We start from the raw sequence: 20394 nt of genomic DNA, 5'->3' as shown, positions 1-20394 counted from the left end.
AAAGTGAGACGTTGAGCTCCACTACGGGGCTGCTTTCCGTGGGCGCTGCGAGAGCTTCCTCGTCGCGGGCTCCTGCGGGATCTCACGACAGACTGGAATCCCACTGGAGTCAACCCCTCCATTCCACTCAACTTTACTTTAAGATGTGGAGCCGACTGTTCAGAAATAGTGTAAAGTGAGACGTTGAGCTCCACTACGGGGCTGCTTTCCGTGGGCGCTGCGAGAGCTTCCTCGTCGCGGGCTCCTGCGGGATCTCACGACAGACTGGAATCCCACTGGAGTCAACCCCTTCATTCCTCTCAACTTTACTTTTAGATATGGAGAGCGCAACTCTATAGTAAACCTAGATAAAAGGAGTTTCTCAAAATTCGAGAAACTCCTTTTTTGGATGTAATCCGCTAGTTTATTGTTGAGATTTTCGGAAACCAGCATCTCGGGCTTCTTGCTCAGAACAAAACCATTCTTCAGGATTCGTCTGTGAATAAAATCGTCCATCAGGCACATGATAGATTTTTTCACCTTGACGATTAATGTTTCCTTTAATCATGCATTCTGAACCTTGCTGGTCATAACTTGCTGCATCAAAACCACGATCCGTTACATAATAATCGTACTCCCAAATACCAATGCCTTGTTCTCTAGCTTCTTGTTGCTCTGCTTCAAGTGCATCTAAGTGTCGAGTGCTTGGCGGGTAGACATAGGCTACACGTGCTAGTCCGGCAGCAATTAAGGCATCTTGTACGCGCTCGCCATCTGCATACACATAGGCGAGCAGCCGCCCATAATCATCGTATTGATTCCCAATATCTAGCTCTATAGTCAGCTCTTTTCCCTCTAAGAGTTCCGCATTGAGCAACTTTGCTTCTTCACCAAAAGGCTGTTTTCCCAATCGAGGATGATTGGTTTCAGGGGTATCCACTAACAAATAACGTACCGTTTCTTCTTTACCATTCCATATAATGCGAATCGTATCTCCATCGACGACCTCTACCAGTTCCGCTGAGGATTGTTCGACTGGCTCATCAAAAAATGTGCACCCACTAACAAATAGGGTCACTAAGAGCAAAAAGCCATATTTCCAAATTAGTTTCATAGTTATCACCTGCTCAAGAATACCATACGATTAAAACAAAAAGACACCCTTAGGAGTGTCTTTGTAAATCATCTGATTCGTCTAGTTGCGAAAAGTAGATAAATTGCTCTTCTTCAAGTTCTAACATGCGATCTTTATTTAGTCCAAGTGAAATAGGACCTGTAAATACTTCTTCCCACCAGTTTCTCGTTTCGTTCATCGTATTTCCTCCTATTCATACATCTATTTTATATCTTGTTATTGGTATATGTAGTTGTCTGAAAATTACCCCTAAAAGTTACAAATTAAACGCTGAATGCTTAAAAATAAGTCCAAAGACTTAGGAGTGAATGTTGATTCATTGTATGCAATGAAAATTACTCGTATACTAAAAATAAGACCAAGACGGGAGGAATACGATGAATTTCACAGAACAACAAGTGAGCCAGTGGATCAAAGAACAGCAATTCAAAGTATACAAAGGTGAGACGAAACCAGTAGAATTTCGATTAGAACAGCTTGATTTATTAAAAAGTGCTATTAAGAAATTTGAATCTTCCATAGTAGAAGCGCTCTATAAAGATTTACGAAAGGGAGAGTTTGAGGCATACATAACAGAAATCGGTATTATATATGAATCTATTTCGTATATGAAGAAAAACTTAGCAGAATGGGTAAAGCCTCAAGCGGTTAAAACACCAACAGTGTTACAGCCTGCGAAAAGTTATACCGTACGTGAACCATATGGAAGTTGCTTAATCATCGCCCCGTTTAACTATCCGTTCCAACTTGTCATGGAGCCTTTGATTGGTGCTATTGTTGGGGGGAACACTGCGATTGTGAAGCCTTCCGAAGCCACTCCTCATGTTGCAGAAGTGGTTAAACTATTAATAGAAGACACGTTTTCACCGGATTATATTCGTGTAGTTGAAGGTGAAAAAGAGGAAACTTCCGTTTTGATTCATGCTCCCTTTGATTTAATCTTTTTCACGGGAAGTGTGCAAGTAGGAAAAGTGGTTATGAAAGCAGCAGCTGAGAGATTGACGCCTGTAGTTCTTGAGCTAGGTGGAAAATCACCTGCAATTGTAGACCATACTGCTAATCTTGATGTTGCAGCTAAGCGCATAGTGTGGGGTAAGTTCATGAATTCAGGTCAGACCTGTGTGGCACCGGATTATCTGGTCATTCATGAGAATGTGAAAGAGGCGTTCATTCAAAAAGTGAAAGAGACGATTGCCACTTTCTATGGAGACAATGTACAAACTAGTCAAGACTTCAGTCGGATCGTCAATACAAAACAGTTTGATCGTTTAGAAGCATTACTAGAAAAATCTCGTGAAGATTTGATTCAGGGAGGAGCTACAGATCGAGAAGATCTTTATATCGAGCCTTCATTGTTTGAAGTGGACAGTTTTGAACACGCGTTGATGGAAGATGAGTTGTTTGGTCCATTACTGCCAATTTTGACGTATTCAGATTTAAGCAGAGCCATCTACGACATTCGCAAACTACCTAAACCTCTTGCTGCTTACTTCTTTAGTGAGCATGAGCGGGCTCAAGATTATTTTGTCGAAGCATTCCCGTTTGGTGGAGGCTGTATCAACGATACGATTTCCCATGTAGGGAGCGTCAGTCTTCCATTTGGAGGAGTAGGCACATCTGGAATGGGTGCGTATCACGGAAAAGCAAGCTTTGATCAATTTACACATCAAAAGTCTATTTTCAAAAAGAGCACGAAACTTCCTATGAATTTGTTGTATCCACCATACAGATCGAAAGTTAAATTAGTGCGCTCAGTTTTGAAATAACAAAAAGCTAGTCCGAAATTCATTCGGACTAGCTTTCTTCATTTTCAGGAGGGGATACTTTTTTGAAGTGTAGGAAGAAGGTCGTTCCTTTTCCTAATACAGAATCCACTTCAATTTTCCCGTTTACATCTGCCATGATCTTTTCACTGATTAACATGCCAAGGCCCGTTCCTTCCGCCTTAGTCGTATAAAACGGATTGTAGAGATTTTCTAAAACTTCCTCCGTCATTCCTGTGCCCGTATCTCGAATCACGACGATATAATCTTCATGATTCTTTGAATAGCTATAAATATGAATCTCACCAGAACTTTCAATAGATTCAATAGCATTTTTAATAATATTTATAAATACTTGTTTAACATGGGATTCATCTCCCCGTAACCACATGTGATGCGCGTTCCACTTATGGTGGAGTTTGATTGATGAAGAATCTAAGTTTGGTCCAAATAAACTTACTACATCGTTTAATACAGATCTTAAAAAGAATCGTTCATTTAACGAAGGAGAGGGTTTAGAGAGTTGTAAAAATTCACTCACGATGTATTCGATCCGCTTGATTTCACTTTCAATCAATTTCGTATAGCGGTAACTGGGTGAGTTTTTATCTGAATTCATCATTTGAATGAAGCCAGATATAACTGTCATCGGGTTCCGAATTTCATGGGCAACACCCGCCGCAATTTCACCAGCTAATTGCAGTTTTTCTGTTTGCAATTTCAATTTTTCAGTCTCTTTTTTAAAACTAATGTCTCTGGAAATTACAGACATTGCAATGATTTTGCCGCGTTTATCATGAATTGGAGACAGTGTGAGCAGGACGTCAATCATTTTGCCATCTTTTCTCATATCTGTTGTTTCAAAATGAAAGACATTTCCTTGACGAATCTTTTCAGTCCGTTCTCTAGCGGCAGCCTCAGATTCTTGTGACACAAAAAAGATTTCGCGACCGAGAAGTTCTTCTCTTGAGTAGCCATACAATTCTTCGAAAGCAGGGTTCAAGTCGATTAAACGGTTTGAAAGGTCGAACACGGCAATGCCGTCTTTTGCAGTATCAAAAAATAATCGTAAATAGCCATCTTGACTCAATAGCTGATTTTTCATCAAACTGTTTTGAGAATTGATAGACTGAAGAATCTTTCTCTCGACCCACATATAGAGGATCGTTGTACTCAACAACATGAAGAAAAAGAACAATACCAGTTCAACATCATGCCGTGACAGTTGATTGGAGAAATTGCTTGAAAGCTGAGTAAAGATAAAAAATAGTTCTACATATGTAACCGCGATAACAAGGAAAATGACAGGGAAGACTTGAAAAAATGTCGCGATGAATATCGGATACGCTAGAAAAATCACATAAGAATATGTCATTTCAGTTGTATACTCGAGCATGATGTAACAATTCAGTGTCAAAATAAACAAATACGGGGCCCAGTTGGGTAATTTCTTTAATCGAATCAGTGCGACTAAAAAACAAACGTAAATAATAGAATAAATATAAAAATAAATGGAATGTATTTGAGAATGAAAAAGTGCAAATATCGTATGAATGATAACAAATATACAAATTAGACTCGCAAAATAGCGAATGCGAAGCTGTAGTTGACGCTGTTTATCCATAGTAGCCTCCTTTCAGAGTAGTAGAATGATGCTACAAGAAGTGTAGCAGGAATTATATCGGTTGACTATACGTTCTGGTATGATTGGAGAAGCAACGAATGGAGGGTACGTCATGAAAAAAGTATATGTATTACTTGAAGAATTAGTTACAATTCCAAGTCCAACGGGTTATACAAATAAAATCATGGGATGGGTTACTACCTATTTGAAGGAATTAGACTATGAAATTGAACATACAAATAAAGGATCCTTATTAATCAAACTTCCTGGAGAAAATACAACACAGGCGCGTCTACTTACGGCTCATGTAGATACTTTAGGGGCGATGGTGAAAGAAGTGAAGTCTGATGGACGTTTGAAACTCACTAAGGTGGGTGGCTTTATATGGAACTCTGTTGAAAACGAAACATGTACCATTCAAACTCGGGACGGTAAAGAATATTCTGGAACGATTTTAATGCATCAATCATCCGTTCATGTTTATACAAAATCGGGTCAAACCGAACGTTCGGATGACACTATAGAAGTGCGTCTGGATGAAGTCGTGACTTCTCGTCAAGATACTGAAAATCTTGGAATAGCTGTAGGCGATTTCGTCAGTTTTGCACCACGCTTCACGAAGACAGCCTCTGGATTCATTAAATCACGTCATCTAGACGATAAAGTGAGTATTGCATTACTCCTCACATTAGCTGAAACGTTACAAGGCAAAAAGCTACCGGTCGATACCTATTTTTATATATCTACAAATGAGGAAATCGGCTACGGCGGTAACTCGTCAATCCCTGCTAAAGTACAGGAATATCTTGCTGTAGACATGGGGGCACTTGGAGATGGTCAATCTTCAGATGAGTATACGGTCTCGATCTGTGCAAAAGACGGCTCTGGTCCCTATCATTACGAATTCACTTCTCACCTCATTAATTTGGCAAAAGAAAACGACATACCTTATAAAGTAGATATCTATCCTTATTATGCTTCTGATGCCTCTGCTGCTGTGTCTGCAGGTGTGGACGTGAAGCATGCATTGTGTGGTGCAGGTATTGAATCTTCACATGCGTATGAACGAACTCATGAAAAATCTATCACAGCAACGTATCAACTCCTAGAAAAGTATTGTCTCTCACCATTAGTGTAACTTGCTATATACGGCAAAAATACGTATGATTAGATAGGCAAAAATGAAGGAGAATATACAATGAATACAAAAGAAGAAATACAAAGAAGACGGACATTTGCCATCATCTCTCACCCGGATGCTGGAAAAACGACGATGACTGAAAAACTACTTTATTTTGGTGGAGCGATTCGTGACGCGGGTACAGTCAAAGGAAAGAAGACTGGAAAGTTTGCGACATCCGACTGGATGGAAATTGAAAAGCAACGTGGGATTTCTGTTACTTCATCCGTGATGCAGTTCGATTACCGCTCGAACCGAATTAACATACTGGATACACCGGGTCACCAAGATTTCTCGGAAGATACGTACCGCACGTTGATGGCTGTCGATAGCGCAGTGATGATTGTCGACGCCGCAAAAGGAATCGAGGCACAGACACTAAAACTATTTAAAGTGTGTCGTATGCGTGGAATTCCAATCTTTACATTTATCAATAAGCTCGATCGACAGGGAAAAGAACCATTAGAGTTAATGGAGGAAATCGAAGAAGTCCTAGAAATTGATTCATATGCAATGAATTGGCCAATCGGGATGGGGAAAGAATTCTTAGGAATTTACGACCGCTACAACAATCGAATTGAACAGTTCAGAACGGATGAACAAGACCGCTTTTTAGAAGTAGATCAAGAGGGAGAGCTCGTAAATGCTCATCCAATGAAAGAAACTTCTTATTATAAGCAAGCAATGGAAGATATTCAGCTTTTAGCTGAGGCCGGAAATGACTTCGATGAAGAGCGCGTTAGAAGAGGAGAACTTACACCGGTATTCTTCGGAAGTGCTTTAACAAACTTTGGTGTTCAGACATTTTTAGAGACCTATCTAGATTTTGCACCAAAACCACAAGCGCGTTTAACAAATGATGGAGAAGTTGTTGAGCCAGACTCAACTGATTTTGCTGGTTTTGTGTTTAAAATTCAAGCCAATATGAATCCTGCACACCGTGACCGAATTGCGTTCGTACGAATCGTATCTGGAGAATTCACGCGTGGCATGAACGTGACATTAGCTCGAACTGGAAAATCTTTTAAAGTTTCATCGTCTACTCAGTTTTTGGCAGATGACCGTGAAACGGTGGATTCAGCAGTTGCTGGAGACATCATCGGTTTGTATGATGTGGGGAACTACCAGATTGGGGACACCGTAGTCGGTGGGAAGAAAGCTTTTGAATTTGAGAAGCTTCCACAGTTCACACCTGAGCTCTTTATGAAAGTCACAGCTAAAAACGTAATGAAATCTAAACACTTCCATAAAGGGATTCTTCAGTTAGTACAAGAAGGGGCTATCCAGTACTACAAAACGTTGCATACGGAAGATGTAATTCTTGGAGCGGTAGGCCAACTACAGTTCGAGGTATTTGAGCATCGCATGAAGAATGAATACAATGTTGAAGTGCGGATGGAACCAATTGGTTCAAAAGTAGCCCGGTGGATTGAAAATGAAGAAGAAGTAAAAGAGTCAATGACAGGTCCGCGGAGTATGTTAGTGCGCGATCGTTTTGACCGTTACGTATTCTTGTTTGAAAATGATTTTGCTATGCGCTGGTTCCAAGATAAATACGAACATTTAAAGTTATACAACTTATTATAAGAAATGCGAACAACTTTTGACGAAGTTGTTCGTTTTTTTTTCTCTTTCAAGTACTCCAATTTGTAATCTTCCCGTAATAAATCTATGATTAAAGTAATGCACTTGGAAGGAGTCCGTTTTATGAACCTTAGTAAATTTTCAATTCGAAGACCAGTCTTTACATTGGTAACGATGCTGGTCATTCTCATACTGGGAGGTGTGTCTTTAACACGCATACCCGTCACGTTAATCCCAAACCTTAATCCACCAATCGGTGTAGTCGTTACAAATTATTCAGGTGCTTCACCTATTGAGGTGAATGAAAAATTAACAAGACCGCTTGAATCCCAATTCAGTACGCTTCCAGGTATTGAAACGGTAAGTAGCACCTCACAAGAAGGTGCAAACTTTATCCTGCTTCAGTTTGACTGGTCTACAAATATTGACGATGTGCAACTCGATATATTACAACGGATTGATTTAGTCCCTTTACCTGAAGGTGCACAGCAACCACGTTTTTTAAAGTTTGATCCAGCACAATTTCCTGTCATTCAACTTGCCATCAATTCGACAGGAGAAGAAAATATTGCAGACCTTGCAGATGAAATCGAACAGCAACTTTTACGAACGGAAGGAGTTGCAAGTGTAAGTATTTCAGGGACTGTAGTGGAAGATATCTTAATTGATACAGATCCTGCTCTATTAGAAGAACAAGGGCTGACTTTGCAAGACGTTGTACAAGCGATTCAAGTATCCAATGTCTCGTTACCAGGGGAACCCATTCAAACAGAAGATAACCAAAGTTTAACGACACGCGTTGTTTCAAGTGTGACTTCTGCTGAAGATGTGGCTGCTCTAGCGATTACTGTGAATCCACTAGATGGTGAATCAATTACAGTCGATGATGTAGCGGACGTCCGAATTGGTGAGCGAAATCAATCAACAATCACTCGAGCGAATGACGAGCCAGCGATTTTAGTATCGGTCTTCCAAGAATCCAGTGCGAATACAGCGAGTGTTTCAACGAACTTCCAAGAAAATTTAGATGATCTATTGAGTCAACCAGAGTATGAAAATGTTCAAGCCAATATACTTTTTGATCAAGGAGATTATGTAAAATTAGCTATTAATAATATCGGTCAGTCTCTCCTATTTGGTGCAGTCTTTGCGATGTTAGTATTGTTTGCCTTCTTAAGAGGTATACGGAGTCCTATCATAGTAGGTGCTGCTATTCCGTACTCTGTCGTCGTAACGTTTGTATTGATGTACTTTACCGGCTTCTCTTTGAATATCATGACACTCGGAGCACTCGCACTAGGAATTGGAATGCTTGTGGATAACTCTATTGTCGTTATTGAAAATATCGAACGCCATATGGGTCTAGGAAAAGATAGAAAAGAAGCAGCACTTGAAGGTACAAAGGAGATGGCTGGAGCGATTACAGCGTCTACTTTAACAACTATTGCAGTATTCGTACCAGTGATTTTCTTGTCTGGACTAATTGGCCAGTTGTTTACAGAGTTTGCTTTAACGATATCCTTTAGTTTATTTGCATCTTTAGTAGTCGCATTAACTATTATTCCAATGGCGGCAAGTCTTCTATTGAAAAAACCTAAAGGTAATATAGAAGCAAAAAGAAGACGCTCGCGCACATACAATAATTATGAAAAATCAATTAAATGGGCACTACGAAATCGTTTTGTGTTAGTAGGAGTTACGACAATTCTAATTGCTCTCTCTGTATTTGGCTTATTCCGTGTAGGAACAGAGTTCTTACCTGCTACAGATGAAGGATTTGTGACCGTCCAAGTAGAACTTCCGAACGGAGCTTCTGTGGATGCTACGGAAGAGGTTGTCACTGAGATAGAAGAATTATTTAAACAGCAAGAGGATGTAGAAGTCTATACTTCTTTAATCGGCAGCACGCAACAAGGTCAATCTCAAGGATCAGGCTCACAAAATGAAGCCGAGATTTATGTGAAATTAACAGAACTTGATCAGAGAGATCGCTCTGTCTTTGCTTTTGTTGATGAAGTGCAACCGGTTGTAGAGGAACAAATAGGAGAGCGTGCTGAAGTAGAATTTGCACTTCAGACAGCAGCAGGATCAACACCGAACTCATTAACGTTTACAATGACTTCGTCGGATAATCAAGCTTTAGAAGCAGCCGTAGCACAAGTAGAGTCTGACATCCGAGAGGATGAATTTGTGACGGAAGTTTCAAGTGATTTATCTGAAACTGTAGATGAAGTAGTAATTTCAATTGATCGAGACCAAGCTCTCGATTATGGATTTGTACCTGCGCAAGTTGCACAGACCGTTACAGATGCAACTCGTGGTGTATTTGCCACGCAAATTGTCACCGAGCAAGATGATGTGTTTAGTGTCTTTGCTCAGTATCCAGACAATACGTACGAGTCAGCAGGAGAACTTGCAAACTTTAATTTGCGTGCGCCATCTGGTGGATTCGTAGCACTTGATGAACTAGCAGATATTTCAACTGTGTCTTCACCTGTTTCAATTCGTCAAGTCGATCAACAACGCGCTGTAACAGTCAATTTAACGTATGCATCTAGTCAAACATTAGGCGATATGTCTGCACGTGTAGATCAAATTATTGCAGACGCAGAATTACCCGAGTCTGTCGAAGTCACGTTTGGTGGAGATCGTGAGTTGTTAGAAGATGCAGCAGCAGACATGATAATGGCGATTATTTTGGCAGTTGTTTTAGTGTACTTGGTTATGGCAGCTCAATTCGAATCGTTTAAGTATCCATTTGTCATATTATTTACTGTTCCATTAATCATTATAGGTATTGGGATAGGATTATTTGTTACATCAACACCACTTAGCATTCCGGCAGTAATTGGTGTGTTAATACTCGTCGGAATAGTCGTAAATAATGGAATTGTATTAGTAGACACGATTAACTCAAGAAAAGCGCAAGGCATTCCTTCTTATGAAGCAATTGTCTCAAGTTCGAAAGATCGTATTCGTCCAATATTGATGACCGCATTAACAACAATTCTCGGTCTTGTACCATTAGCTCTGGGTATTGGAGAAGGAACGGAGATTAACCAACCGATGGCAATAGCTGTAATCGGAGGTCTCGCATCGAGCACATTCTTTACACTTTATATCGTCCCAATCATCTATAGTTTCTTAGATACGGAGACGAGAAGAAAGTCTAACCATCCTGTATAATTCTTGTTTACAAAAAAAGTGGATATGCTATACTATTCCCATAACAAAATAGACTTTGACTCTTTGTCAAAGGGGAGTAGCTTTAGGGGAGACCCTATTTCATAGTCGTCATCTCGTGGCTTGTGCCATCGGTTATGAATGGTAGATTACATCTGCTTAGCAAGACCTTTGCCTTTTATTAGGCATAGGTCTTTTTTGTTTCAAAAAATAAGGAGTGAGCGAGATGGAAATACTATTAGAATATGGATGGGTACTTCTTGTACTAATCTTGTTAGAAGGTCTTTTAGCTGCTGATAACGCAGTCGTGATGGCCGTAATGGTAAAGCATTTACCACGAGAGCAACAAAAGAAAGCTTTGTTTTATGGATTAATGGGAGCTTTTATTTTCCGATTCGCTGCATTATTCCTAATCACATTCTTAGTGAATATCTGGCAGGTGCAAGCACTTGGAGCAGCTTATTTACTTTTCATTTCCATAAAACATATATGGGATCAAAGAAGGCACAAGGAAGAATTAGCGGACACGCATAAACTTGAAACAAAAGGCTCAGGATTCTGGATGACTGTATTAAAAGTAGAACTAGCCGATATCGCTTTTGCAATCGATTCGATGCTGGCAGCTGTAGCGATTGCTGTTACACTTCCTGAAGTCGGCAATAGTGTAATTGGTGGGATCAACGGCGGCCAATTTGCTGTTATGTTCTTCGGTGGGGTAGTCGGATTAATTATTATGCGTTTTGCTGCACATAAGTTTGTTCAGCTACTTGCAAAGTTTCCTTCCCTTGAAACTGCTGCTTTCTTGATTGTCGGCTGGGTAGGAGTGAAACTATTGGTTCTTACACTGTCCCATCCGGACATTCAAATTCTTGATGATCACTTCCCACACTCGACAGAATGGAAACTTATCTTCTGGTCTGTACTAGTAGTGATTGCAGTTGGTGGTTATTTGCTTGGTGTTCGACAAAACCGAAAAGTAGAAGCGTAAGAGAAAAAGATAGGAGAATTCCTATCTTTTTTTTCATCAGTTTTCTATACTAGGAGAAAGGAGACATGAGCATGAAACAAGTACCTTTTCCATATACTAAAAGTTTTACTCCTGCACAAATCATTGTTTCCTATTACTTTATAGCGATTGCGATTTCTGTAGGACTGCTCTCTTTACCGGGAGTAAAAGAAGTAGACGCAAGTCTATCGTTTATTGACAAAGTATTTGTAGCAGTTAGCGCAGTCAGCGTGACAGGCCTTTCTCCAGTAAATATTGCAGATACTTTCACTTCATTTGGTTACGTCATTATTATGATGATCCTTCAGCTTGGTGGTATTGGCATTATGTCAATCGGTACGTTTATCTGGTTGCTAGCAGGAAAAAAAATCGGATTACGTGAACGACAGTTAATTATGATTGACCATAACCAACCAACATTAGCTGGAGTCGTCAAGTTGATTCGAGAAATTGTGAAAATTCTTCTTCTCATTCAATTGGTTGGAGCTATTATTCTATCGCTTTATTTTATGCAATTTTATGACGATACACGTTTTGCCATATTAAATGGTGTGTTTTCTACTATTTCAGCAACTACAAACGGTGGATTTGATATAAATGGAGATTCACTTCAAGCCTTTCGCAGTGATTACTTTGTGCAAACTATCCATATGCTCTTGATTATTTTAGGCGCCATTGGTTTCCCTGTTTTAATCGAAGTAAAAGAGTTTTTATCAAATAAAAATAAGACGTTCCGCTTTTCTCTTTTTACTAAAATCACTACAGTTACATATGGTGCATTGTTGATAATCGGAGCCATCGGAATTTTTATCATCGAATATTTTAATACATTCCGCTATTTAAGTTGGCATGATGCAGTTTTTGGTGCACTCTTTCATTCTGTTTCTGCGCGTTCAGGTGGACTCACAACGATGAATGTGGAATTATTCAATCAAGGAACAAACTTTTTTATGTCTTTCTTAATGTTTATCGGAGCTTCTCCTAGCTCTGTGGGTGGAGGAATACGAACAACAACATTTGCGATTGCCTTATTATTTTTAATTAACTTTTCACGAGGGAAGAACCAAATTCAAATCTTTGGTCGAGAAATTCATTTAATTGATGTTTTCCGATCCTATGCAGTGATATTGCTTGCGGCAATGATGGTGATTTTTGCTACAATTCTTTTAACAATTACAGAACCAACTATTCCAATACCCGCGCTGATCTTTGAAATTACAAGTGCGTTTGGAACGTGTGGAATGTCACTCGGGGTTACCGATGAGTTATCGACCGTAGGAAAAGTGACAATCATGTTGCTAATGTTTATAGGGCGAGTCGGCATTATCTCGTTCCTTTTCACTCTAGGAGGTAAATCGAATTCAACCAAATTCCATTATCCAAAAGAGCGCGTAATTATTGGCTAATAAAAAACCAGATTCCTTTTTAGGAAACTGGTTTTTTTTCTGTTCGGGCTTCAAAATGTACATGTGGTGTATCAAAAAAGTATAGAATTGGAGCTATCCCATCATTTGTCATCATTTCTGTAACAAACGCTTTTTTGAAAAGTTCACGCTCGAATATCTGATTGGTGACGAGGTAATCATAGTTTTCCCGACTTCGTAAAACCTCATGTAACAATTCTGAACGTTGTTGCTGATTGATTGTCTCGTTCCACCAAACGCTGCGAGGAATAAACTTTTGATGGGCGAGATAGTCGAATTTCATTTCAGACAAAATCGCATCGTCCCATAGATTTTCTGATAGTAGAAAGCTTTGCAACCGAGTAAACAAGTCATCGAACTGATGACCAATTCTAGACCAATTATGACCTTCCCAATATCCGCCAAATTTTTGGAAGAAATCAAATGGAGATTCAAAACTATGCGTTACAAGATACTCGATTGTTCGCTGGAACTTTTGACTATTCCAATACTTTTCTAAAATATCTTCTACTTGTTTAATTTTTATAATTTCATCAAAGGATAATACAGAATTCCCTACAATTTCGTAAGGCGCCTGATCTACATACTGATAGCCATATTTTTCAGCATCAATTCGTAATCCGGTTCCTCGCAATAATTTCAGAAACCCTAATTGTAATTCTTCTGGACGAAGTGCAAACACATCATTAAACGTTTTACGGAAAGAATTGTAGTCTTCTTCCGGCAGACCAGCGATTAAATCAAGGTGTTGATCAATTTTGCCACCATCTCGAACCATCGTTACAGTACGCGTTAACTTTTCGAAATTTTGACGACGTTTCACCAAATCATTCGTGTGATCATTTGTTGATTGCACGCCGATTTCAAAACGGAATAAACCCTTAGGTGCATGATCATTCAAATATTGAATTACTTCGGGACGCATAATGTCTGCTGTAATCTCAAACTGGAACACTACACCTGGTTGATGTTCTGTAATGAGGAACTCGAACATCTCCATAGCATAGCTTCGAGAGATGTTAAAAGTCCGGTCGACAAATTTAATTACTTTAGCGCCATTTTTCATCAAGTAGCGGATATCCTCTTTGACATGCTCACGTGCAAAGTAACGAACGCCTACTTCAATGGATGATAGGCAGAATTGACATGAAAATGGACATCCACGGCTAGTCTCGATATAAGTCACACGTTTGCCTAACTCTGCAATATCGGCTGGGTCACGGTAAGGAGATGGGGAAGTACGAAGATCTAATTTAGCAGGTAGAGCGTGCATCTTAAATCTGCCATCCACCATATAGGCAATGCCTGCAACTTCTTCAAGTTCGCGAGTACCCGACTGATACTGGAGAAATTGTTTAAATGTCTCTTCTCCTTCTCCAACTACAATGTAATCTACTTCAGGATGATTTTTTAGCCAATGATTTGTGTCATAGGAGACTTCAGGACCACCCAATATGATTGTAGTCTGCGGAGAAATCAACTTATACATAGCCACAACTTTTAGCGTTTCTTCGATATTCCAAATATAGCAACTAAATCCGAGAACATCAGGCTTGTATTGATGAATCTCACTTACAATAGCGAGTGTAGGGTCCTTGATAGTAAATTCTTTTAACTGAATCGAAAACTCATCTTCAGAATAAGCCTTAAGGTGTCGAATGGCTAAGTTTGTATGAATATATTTTGCATTTAATGTCGTTAATAATATGTTCATGGAATCTTCCTTTCATCCTTATTATTCTATCAGGCAGACCCTGTCGACAATATAGGAAAATAATACTATGCGCATTCAGACGCAGAGATAAGTATTCATGACCCAGGGAACTGGGATAGATTTAGAGAACTTACAGCAATACTTCCATCCATTCTTCACGACTAAGAAGAGTGGTACAGGTTTGGGGCTTGCCCATGCTGCACGCGTAATGGAAGAAATGAAGGGGAGAATCGAAGTAGCCAACAACTTAGCTGGAGGCGCAAGTTTTTATTTCTATTTTCCTAGTGTAGTAAAGAACTGATTTTGACATCTTATTCCTTACCCTCTATAATTGTACTCAGCGTAAATGGAGATGGGTGGGACAAATTATGGTATCTGAAAATGAGCGTTTAGAAGCTCTCAAGTTATTTATTGTACTTTCTAGATCTCACAAAGTACTTCATGAATCTACAAATCAATTTTTTCAAGATAATGGTCTGAATCCAACAGAATTTGCAGTGTTGGAGCTGCTGTATCACAAGGGGAGACAAGCATTACAAAAAATTGGAAGTAAGATATTGTTAGCGAGTGGATCGATTACGTATGTAGTGGATAAGTTGGAGCGTAGAGGACTCATTAATCGAATTGCGAGTGAGGAAGATCGTCGTGTAACATACGCTGAAATTTCACCACAAGGAAGAGCCTTTATGGAAGAGCTATTCCCTAAACACGAGATTCAACTTGTTGAGTTGCTAAATGTTTTAACCTCTGAAGAAAAGCAAACATTAACAACATTATTGAGAAAGCTAGGACTTTCCATAAAAAATCTTTCAGAATAAAATGCACCCAACCGGTTTTAAACCGGAGGGTGCTTTTCTTTTAGTTTGATTGAAGTGTTGAGAGCATTTCGAGATAATCACCGGTCTTCATAACATCACTTACATCATAAATGATAACACGAACCATATGTGCTTCTGTCTCAAACACATAACCCGTCACCTTCCCATTTTCTACCGCTATTTCATATCCAATAGGCATATCGACATTTGGGAGCTTCGCAGGAGTAGAAATCTCCATTAAAGTGGCAGTACTATCGGAAGCTTGGACAGTTTGCTTTAGTGTGTCAACAAGTGCTGTTCGGTCAGCTTCTTCTTTCGCAAATGTTTCAATCCGCATAAACACGGAATCATTCTCATCAAAGAATAGTACATCACGATTCGGCTCTTCAGCAGTCAATGTGTACCCTTCCATTACTTCGATAGAGAATGGTTGATTATCACTACTGACTCGCTCACCAATTGTCACTTCTTCCGTACCTTCATCTTCCGTTGCTTCCTCTTCTTCAGTAGATCCTTCTTCAGAATCCGTTGAAGTTTCCTCAGAGCCAGATGTTGCTTCTTCTGTTTCTTGTTCTGTTTCAGTAGAAGATGTTTCCTCAGAAGTTCCACATGCAGCTAATAATAGAATAAGTGCGAGTGTAATGGCGAAAACCTTAATTCCCTTCATTTTCATCACTCCTTTACTTTAGTAGACGAGCCTTTTAATTAAATGTTTCATTGAATTGGTAATATGAGAAACAATAAAACGAGGGCTGTACTATGCGTTACAATTAATAAAGGCATACTTTTCTTCCATTCGTAGAGGAACCCCCAGAGTATACCTACAACTAGTCCTGCTATAGCACCATAAATAAAGCCTCCCACTACTAGTGCTCCGGCAAATAAAAAGGCTGCTGCAAGCACAGCATAAAACGTAGGAAGGTACTTCTTTAAATACTGTTGGACGAATCCTCTCCAAAAGAATTCTTCTGCTGGAGCGATAATAAAAAATAGTAAGATGAAATGCCAGATGTTCGTGGGTCCATAGCGATCTAAAAATCGATGAATCTCACTCACGGATGTGAACGGAGAAACATCTAGTAGCCAATAGCTTGCTACAAAAAACAAATAAGTAAGTGTTCCATACCCAACACCTAACAAAAGATACTCAAGCGTCTGTACTTCATCTTCAATTTTAGCGTATAGTAGTGAAACACCCATCAAAAATAGAATGGTAAACGAATAAAAGTACCAAAATGTTGAGGCATTTTGAAATGTAAAATAAAATAAGCTATAGGCTATGGCAAGAATTATGAAAACCTTATAAAATTGTAGTGATTGCAACTGTATTCTCCTTTCATAAGTATAGGAAGAAAGAAAACCGCAAAACCATAATGGTCAGGCGGTTTATTGATCTTCGGAGCCGTGAATGATTTTGTAACGTTTATGGTTTATGACTGTTTTTTCTTCCATTTCAAGTTCATCAAAGTTCTCCATGAACGTTAAGTCAACAATAACAGAATTTTCATTCACTTTTTCAACGATTCCTTGTAATCCATCTTTAAATTCTATGATGTTTCCAACTTCAGCAATTTTCAACTAAAAATCCCCCTTCTCTATACTCACAGTTTGCCTTAAACAGAAGGCTACGTAAAGGGAAAACTCTAAAAATAAGTCAAGAGGTGTAGTATGAAACGTTTTGAGCAGTTAAAATCAGGAGAATTGAAGGAAGTAATCCTATCGAAAGATGAATTTTTACAACTACGTGAACAGTTAGTTCAGCGTCCAGATTTCAAACATTTTATTGGTACAGCGTATCCTGGAGGTAAAGTGAAATTTATTTGGAGTGAAATGCAGAGAACTTAATTGAAATCTGATTTCCAAATAGTGTACACTGTTAAAAAGTGGATGGGAGGTGCACAATGACAAATGGGTTAATGACACGAATGGAAAAAGTCAGACAGGACATGATTCAATGTGCATCTGAAAAAGGTCTAACTGATGAATCTACTATTCGACTAAGTGAAGAATTAGATCAACTCATTAATGAATACTATAAAGAATTTAAAAAAAATCTTGAAAAATAGGTTTAATACATACGCTCTGTGGAAATACTAGTAAAGAACACAGCAACATTCTCATTTCCCCCTTTTTAGAATCATTCAAGCAATTGAATGGTTCTCTTTTTTTGTAGTGTATACTTAAAGAAATACGTTGGTTGAAAGGGGACTTATGATGAATATAGGGTTTATTGGAACGGGTGTAATGGGAGCAAGCATTTGCAAGCATTTACTAAAGGCAGGACATACCCTACATATTTATACACGAACAAAATCAAAAGCAGATGAACTTATCGAGTTAGGCGCGGCCTGGTATGCAACGCCCGTAGAAGTTGCAAACCAATCCGAAATTGTATTTACAATGGTTGGGTATCCGAAAGATGTCGAACAAGTTTATAAAGAAAAAAATGGATTATTTGAATCCGCTAAAGCTACTACCTTTATAGATCTGACAACGTCTACACCTCAACTTGCTGAAGAGTTGGCAAAAGTCGGCGAAGAAAAAGGATTTACAGTAATAGATGCACCTGTTTCAGGCGGAGATATTGGAGCGCGTGATGGTGTGCTCTCCATTATGATTGGTGGAGATGAAAAGACGGTGATGGATCTATTGCCAGTCTTCGAGTTATTTGGCAAGAATATTGTGTATCATGGGGAGCCCGGCGCAGGACAACATACAAAGATGTGTAACCAAATCGCCATTGCTTCTACTATGATTGCGGTTTGTGAGTCCCTTTCATACGGAAAGAAGGCAGGCCTTAACCTTTCTAAAGTACTTGAATCGATTACGCAAGGAGCAGCAGGTTCTTGGTCATTAACAAACTTAGGTCCAAAAATGATAGCTGAAGATTATGCACCAGGATTTTACATCAAACATTTTGTCAAAGATATGGGCATCGCTTTAGATGAAGCCTCTCGTATGAATATAGATCTGCCTGGACTTGCGCGCGCTAAGTCTATTTATGACGAGCTGATTGAGCAAGGGTTCGAAGAGGATGGCACTCAAGCAATTATTCGATACTACAAAACACAGTGGTAAAAAAAACAGTCCCTTCTCTTTGATTAACTCTAAAGAGAAGGAACTGTTTTATTTTTTGAATGGATTTTTTTGAGTACGTCGATATTCTGAAGGAGAAGGTGTTAATTTGAAAGGCAACGGCAATTTTTTTTCAGAAGGACTACGTTTTGAAGTGGTCGAAGGGGCACCTACATACTCTATAAGTATTTGTTTTGCTTGAAAGAGACTCATCTTCACATCTGGATTTTGGTAAGTAAAGTCCAATTTACCGAGATGAGGAAGTAATTTATCATCTGCACTGGATGGTATATGAAATAAATAGTTAGCAAATGAGACTAATGTTGTAGAGTGCTGTTTGCTATTCTTAGGATTCTCGGAAAAATGTAAGCCTTCCTTTTTTGCATACTTTTGATGTAAAAGTTTATTCACTACGTTTTGCTTTAGTTGATAAAGTGGTTTTTTGTCTTGGGCTGTTTTAGCATGTCGGTTGACAATATAGAGTGCTTGGGCAATCTGTACTTGTTGGTCCTTGGATAACTTCATGTGAAAACCACCTCCTATTTTCAGTATACCAGAAAATAGTGGCAAGCTTTTACATTCTCCTGTAGAATTATGAGTGAATATTCATTCAATTTGGAGGGGTAGATATGGGGAAAACGTTTATCATTACTGGTGGCTCATCGGGTATGGGGAAATATATGGCGCAAAAACTGCTTCAAGAAGGGCACAATGTAGTTATTACAGGCAGAGATTTAGAACGTTTAAATGGAGTGAAAGACGAATTCTCATCTATTGGAGAAATTGATAGTTTCCAGATGGATGTGCGGGATCCTGAGCATGCAAAAGCTATGGTGGCGTTCACAGTAGAGCGATTTGGGAGTGTCGACGGGCTAGTAAATAATGCGGCCGGTAACTTTTTGGTAGCTGCTGAGAAATTAAGTCCAAATGGGTGGAAAGCTGTTATTGATATCGTTTTGAATGGAACCTTCTACTGTTCGCATGCTGTCGGAAATTACTGGATTGAAAACAATAAAAAAGGGTCTATCTTAAATATGTTAGCTACATACGCATGGGGAGCAGGTGCAGGTGTTATTCACTCCGCGGCAGCCAAAGCGGGAGTCATGTCACTCACACGTACACTGGCTGTTGAATGGGGGACAAAGTACGGCATACGCGTCAATGGAATTGCACCTGGGCCCATTGAGCGGACTGGTGGAGCGGACAAGTTGTGGGAGTCAGAAGAAGCTGCCCAGCGCACGTTAAAATCTGTTCCACTAGGTCGTTTAGGAAAACCTGAAGAAATTGCAGAGCTTGCGAACTTTATTTTATCCGATAAAGCGGAGTATATGAATGGGGAGATAGTGACATTAGACGGTGGGCAATGGTTAAATAGCCATCCATTTTGACGAATGTTTCGTATTCCATTTTTTTCTGTGATATGATGAAAGAGCAGAAAAAAGGAGTAGATCGAAATGCTATCAGTTAGCTCTAGAGATTTTCTTAAGCTGCCGATCAAAGACTTCATTATTCCATCTGATAAAGTAGCACATGTCCAAATCGGCAATAATACAGAGCACGCTTTGCTTGTTCTGACCAAGACTGGCTATTCATCTATACCTGTACTTGATATGAGATATCGGATGCATGGTATGATAAGTGTTCAACAAATTACAGATGAAATATTAGGTCTAGACCGGATTGAATACGAGCGGCTAGAGACATTAAAAGTAGACGATGTCATGACACGGGATTTTGTCAAAATCTATGAACGTGATACATTTCAACGTGCACTAGATTTGTTGATTAATCATCCGTATGTTTGTGTTGTTGACGATGAAGATACTTTCCTTGGTATTATGACGCGACGTGTGGTTATGAAACAACTAAAAAAACAATTGTATTTGTCATTAGAATAGCCAAAAGACCC

General features: G+C 39.2%; 21 protein-coding genes. 13 read left to right on the top strand and 8 right to left on the bottom strand.

Annotated features, from left to right (window positions below; translation table 11 throughout):
* Positions 1-403 precede the first annotated feature (403 nt).
* Both AB5N96_RS01665 and AB5N96_RS01660 read right to left on the bottom strand, forming a co-directional pair.
* Positions 404-1093 (bottom strand): thermonuclease family protein, encoded by a 690-nt coding sequence (locus AB5N96_RS01665; RefSeq protein ID WP_204588896.1) that lies wholly within the window; start codon positions 1091-1093, stop codon positions 404-406.
* Positions 1094-1142: 49 nt separating this feature from the next.
* Positions 1143-1292 carry a hypothetical protein gene (locus AB5N96_RS01660; protein WP_204588897.1) on the bottom strand — a complete coding sequence of 50 codons (150 nt, stop codon included), beginning with the start codon at positions 1290-1292 and terminating at the stop codon, positions 1143-1145.
* Between the two features lie 199 nt (positions 1293-1491).
* Between AB5N96_RS01660 and AB5N96_RS01655 the strand changes: the two genes are divergently transcribed.
* Complete coding sequence (locus AB5N96_RS01655) at positions 1492-2880, top strand: aldehyde dehydrogenase (protein ID WP_499704476.1); 1389 nt, start codon at positions 1492-1494, stop codon at positions 2878-2880.
* A gap of 28 nt (positions 2881-2908) precedes the next feature.
* Here the strand turns inward: AB5N96_RS01655 and AB5N96_RS01650 are convergent, their stop codons facing one another.
* Entirely contained in the window at positions 2909-4501 is a 1593-nt protein-coding gene (locus AB5N96_RS01650) for a PAS domain S-box protein (RefSeq protein ID WP_204588899.1), read from the bottom strand.
* Between the two features lie 112 nt (positions 4502-4613).
* Between AB5N96_RS01650 and AB5N96_RS01645 the strand changes: the two genes are divergently transcribed.
* The 5 genes from AB5N96_RS01645 to AB5N96_RS01625 all read left to right on the top strand — a co-directional run bounded on the left by AB5N96_RS01645 (position 4614) and on the right by AB5N96_RS01625 (position 12860).
* Positions 4614-5639 carry a M42 family metallopeptidase gene (locus tag AB5N96_RS01645; protein WP_499704475.1) on the top strand — a complete coding sequence of 342 codons (1026 nt, stop codon included), beginning with the start codon at positions 4614-4616 and terminating at the stop codon, positions 5637-5639.
* Positions 5640-5699: 60 nt separating this feature from the next.
* Entirely contained in the window at positions 5700-7268 is a 1569-nt protein-coding gene (locus tag AB5N96_RS01640; protein ID WP_204588901.1) for a peptide chain release factor 3, read from the top strand.
* A 120-nt stretch (positions 7269-7388) separates the two neighbouring features.
* Positions 7389-10451 (top strand): efflux RND transporter permease subunit, encoded by a 3063-nt coding sequence (locus AB5N96_RS01635; RefSeq protein ID WP_204588902.1) that lies wholly within the window; start codon positions 7389-7391, stop codon positions 10449-10451.
* 223 nt (positions 10452-10674) lie between these two features.
* Positions 10675-11436, top strand: a complete 762-nt coding sequence (locus AB5N96_RS01630) for a TerC family protein (protein WP_499704474.1) — start codon at positions 10675-10677, stop codon at positions 11434-11436.
* A 65-nt stretch (positions 11437-11501) separates the two neighbouring features.
* Positions 11502-12860, top strand: a complete 1359-nt coding sequence (locus AB5N96_RS01625; protein WP_499704473.1) for a TrkH family potassium uptake protein — start codon at positions 11502-11504, stop codon at positions 12858-12860.
* A gap of 19 nt (positions 12861-12879) precedes the next feature.
* Here the strand turns inward: AB5N96_RS01625 and AB5N96_RS01620 are convergent, their stop codons facing one another.
* Complete coding sequence (locus AB5N96_RS01620; RefSeq protein WP_392456075.1) at positions 12880-14592, bottom strand: B12-binding domain-containing radical SAM protein; 1713 nt, start codon at positions 14590-14592, stop codon at positions 12880-12882.
* Between the two features lie 97 nt (positions 14593-14689).
* Here AB5N96_RS01620 and AB5N96_RS01615 point away from each other — a divergent pair, with 97 nt between their 5' ends.
* On the top strand, positions 14690-14893 hold the full coding sequence (locus tag AB5N96_RS01615; RefSeq protein WP_204588906.1) for an ATP-binding protein: 204 nt from the start codon (positions 14690-14692) through the stop codon (positions 14891-14893).
* A gap of 67 nt (positions 14894-14960) precedes the next feature.
* Positions 14961-15410 carry a MarR family winged helix-turn-helix transcriptional regulator gene (locus tag AB5N96_RS01610; RefSeq protein WP_392456076.1) on the top strand — a complete coding sequence of 150 codons (450 nt, stop codon included), beginning with the start codon at positions 14961-14963 and terminating at the stop codon, positions 15408-15410.
* Between the two features lie 40 nt (positions 15411-15450).
* On the opposite strand, the gene AB5N96_RS01605 is transcribed toward AB5N96_RS01610, so the two are convergent.
* The 3 genes from AB5N96_RS01605 to AB5N96_RS01595 form a co-directional block, all read right to left on the bottom strand.
* Positions 15451-16077, bottom strand: coding sequence for a hypothetical protein (locus AB5N96_RS01605; protein ID WP_392456078.1), 627 nt, complete (start codon positions 16075-16077; stop codon positions 15451-15453).
* A 47-nt stretch (positions 16078-16124) separates the two neighbouring features.
* Complete coding sequence (locus AB5N96_RS01600) at positions 16125-16733, bottom strand: CPBP family glutamic-type intramembrane protease (protein ID WP_239584741.1); 609 nt, start codon at positions 16731-16733, stop codon at positions 16125-16127.
* 63 nt (positions 16734-16796) lie between these two features.
* Entirely contained in the window at positions 16797-16988 is a 192-nt protein-coding gene (locus AB5N96_RS01595; RefSeq protein ID WP_204588909.1) for a YkvS family protein, read from the bottom strand.
* A gap of 90 nt (positions 16989-17078) precedes the next feature.
* Here AB5N96_RS01595 and ykzS point away from each other — a divergent pair, with 90 nt between their 5' ends.
* The 3 genes from ykzS to AB5N96_RS01580 all read left to right on the top strand — a co-directional run bounded on the left by ykzS (position 17079) and on the right by AB5N96_RS01580 (position 18488).
* A complete protein-coding gene (gene ykzS / locus AB5N96_RS01590; RefSeq protein ID WP_392456080.1) occupies positions 17079-17255 on the top strand; it encodes a protein YkzS in 177 nt (58 codons plus the stop codon).
* Positions 17256-17311: 56 nt separating this feature from the next.
* Positions 17312-17476 (top strand): aspartyl-phosphate phosphatase Spo0E family protein, encoded by a 165-nt coding sequence (locus tag AB5N96_RS01585; RefSeq protein WP_204588911.1) that lies wholly within the window; start codon positions 17312-17314, stop codon positions 17474-17476.
* 145 nt (positions 17477-17621) lie between these two features.
* On the top strand, positions 17622-18488 hold the full coding sequence (locus AB5N96_RS01580; RefSeq protein WP_499704472.1) for an NAD(P)-dependent oxidoreductase: 867 nt from the start codon (positions 17622-17624) through the stop codon (positions 18486-18488).
* A gap of 48 nt (positions 18489-18536) precedes the next feature.
* Here AB5N96_RS01580 and AB5N96_RS01575 read toward each other — a convergent pair whose 3' ends face one another.
* Positions 18537-19010, bottom strand: a complete 474-nt coding sequence (locus tag AB5N96_RS01575) for a YkyB family protein (RefSeq protein WP_499704471.1) — start codon at positions 19008-19010, stop codon at positions 18537-18539.
* 104 nt (positions 19011-19114) lie between these two features.
* On the opposite strand from AB5N96_RS01575, the gene fadH reads away from it, so the two are divergent.
* Positions 19115-19873 carry a 2,4-dienoyl-CoA reductase gene (fadH, locus tag AB5N96_RS01570; protein ID WP_499704470.1) on the top strand — a complete coding sequence of 253 codons (759 nt, stop codon included), beginning with the start codon at positions 19115-19117 and terminating at the stop codon, positions 19871-19873.
* A 66-nt stretch (positions 19874-19939) separates the two neighbouring features.
* On the top strand, positions 19940-20383 hold the full coding sequence (cbpB, locus tag AB5N96_RS01565) for a cyclic-di-AMP-binding protein CbpB (RefSeq protein ID WP_204588915.1): 444 nt from the start codon (positions 19940-19942) through the stop codon (positions 20381-20383).
* Positions 20384-20394: the final 11 nt, after the last annotated feature.

Source organism: Chryseomicrobium imtechense, assembly GCF_041475995.1.
GTDB classification, from domain to species: Bacteria; Bacillota; Bacilli; order Bacillales_A; family Planococcaceae; genus Chryseomicrobium; species Chryseomicrobium aureum.
The sequence above is the reverse complement of the archived record's forward strand: the minus strand, read 5'-3'. Positions and strand labels throughout refer to the sequence as shown.

Excerpts from the sequence above, each read along its gene's own strand:
- AB5N96_RS01665 (WP_204588896.1), bottom strand. The coding sequence starts at position 1,093 with ATGAAACTAATTTGGAAATATGGCTTTTTGCTCTTAGTGACCCTATTT.
- AB5N96_RS01660 (WP_204588897.1), bottom strand. The coding sequence starts at position 1,292 with ATGAACGAAACGAGAAACTGGTGGGAAGAAGTATTTACAGGTCCTATT.
- AB5N96_RS01655 (WP_499704476.1), top strand. The coding sequence starts at position 1,492 with ATGAATTTCACAGAACAACAAGTGAGCCAGTGGATCAAAGAACAGCAA.
- AB5N96_RS01650 (WP_204588899.1), bottom strand. The coding sequence starts at position 4,501 with ATGGATAAACAGCGTCAACTACAGCTTCGCATTCGCTATTTTGCGAGT.
- AB5N96_RS01645 (WP_499704475.1), top strand. The coding sequence starts at position 4,614 with ATGAAAAAAGTATATGTATTACTTGAAGAATTAGTTACAATTCCAAGT.
- AB5N96_RS01640 (WP_204588901.1), top strand. The coding sequence starts at position 5,700 with ATGAATACAAAAGAAGAAATACAAAGAAGACGGACATTTGCCATCATC.
- AB5N96_RS01635 (WP_204588902.1), top strand. The coding sequence starts at position 7,389 with ATGAACCTTAGTAAATTTTCAATTCGAAGACCAGTCTTTACATTGGTA.
- AB5N96_RS01630 (WP_499704474.1), top strand. The coding sequence starts at position 10,675 with ATGGAAATACTATTAGAATATGGATGGGTACTTCTTGTACTAATCTTG.
- AB5N96_RS01625 (WP_499704473.1), top strand. The coding sequence starts at position 11,502 with ATGAGCATGAAACAAGTACCTTTTCCATATACTAAAAGTTTTACTCCT.
- AB5N96_RS01620 (WP_392456075.1), bottom strand. The coding sequence starts at position 14,592 with ATGAACATATTATTAACGACATTAAATGCAAAATATATTCATACAAAC.
- AB5N96_RS01615 (WP_204588906.1), top strand. The coding sequence starts at position 14,690 with ATGACCCAGGGAACTGGGATAGATTTAGAGAACTTACAGCAATACTTC.
- AB5N96_RS01610 (WP_392456076.1), top strand. The coding sequence starts at position 14,961 with ATGGTATCTGAAAATGAGCGTTTAGAAGCTCTCAAGTTATTTATTGTA.
- AB5N96_RS01605 (WP_392456078.1), bottom strand. The coding sequence starts at position 16,077 with ATGAAGGGAATTAAGGTTTTCGCCATTACACTCGCACTTATTCTATTA.
- ykzS (WP_392456080.1), top strand. The coding sequence starts at position 17,079 with ATGAAACGTTTTGAGCAGTTAAAATCAGGAGAATTGAAGGAAGTAATC.
- AB5N96_RS01585 (WP_204588911.1), top strand. The coding sequence starts at position 17,312 with ATGACAAATGGGTTAATGACACGAATGGAAAAAGTCAGACAGGACATG.
- AB5N96_RS01580 (WP_499704472.1), top strand. The coding sequence starts at position 17,622 with ATGATGAATATAGGGTTTATTGGAACGGGTGTAATGGGAGCAAGCATT.
- AB5N96_RS01575 (WP_499704471.1), bottom strand. The coding sequence starts at position 19,010 with ATGAAGTTATCCAAGGACCAACAAGTACAGATTGCCCAAGCACTCTAT.
- fadH (WP_499704470.1), top strand. The coding sequence starts at position 19,115 with ATGGGGAAAACGTTTATCATTACTGGTGGCTCATCGGGTATGGGGAAA.
- cbpB (WP_204588915.1), top strand. The coding sequence starts at position 19,940 with ATGCTATCAGTTAGCTCTAGAGATTTTCTTAAGCTGCCGATCAAAGAC.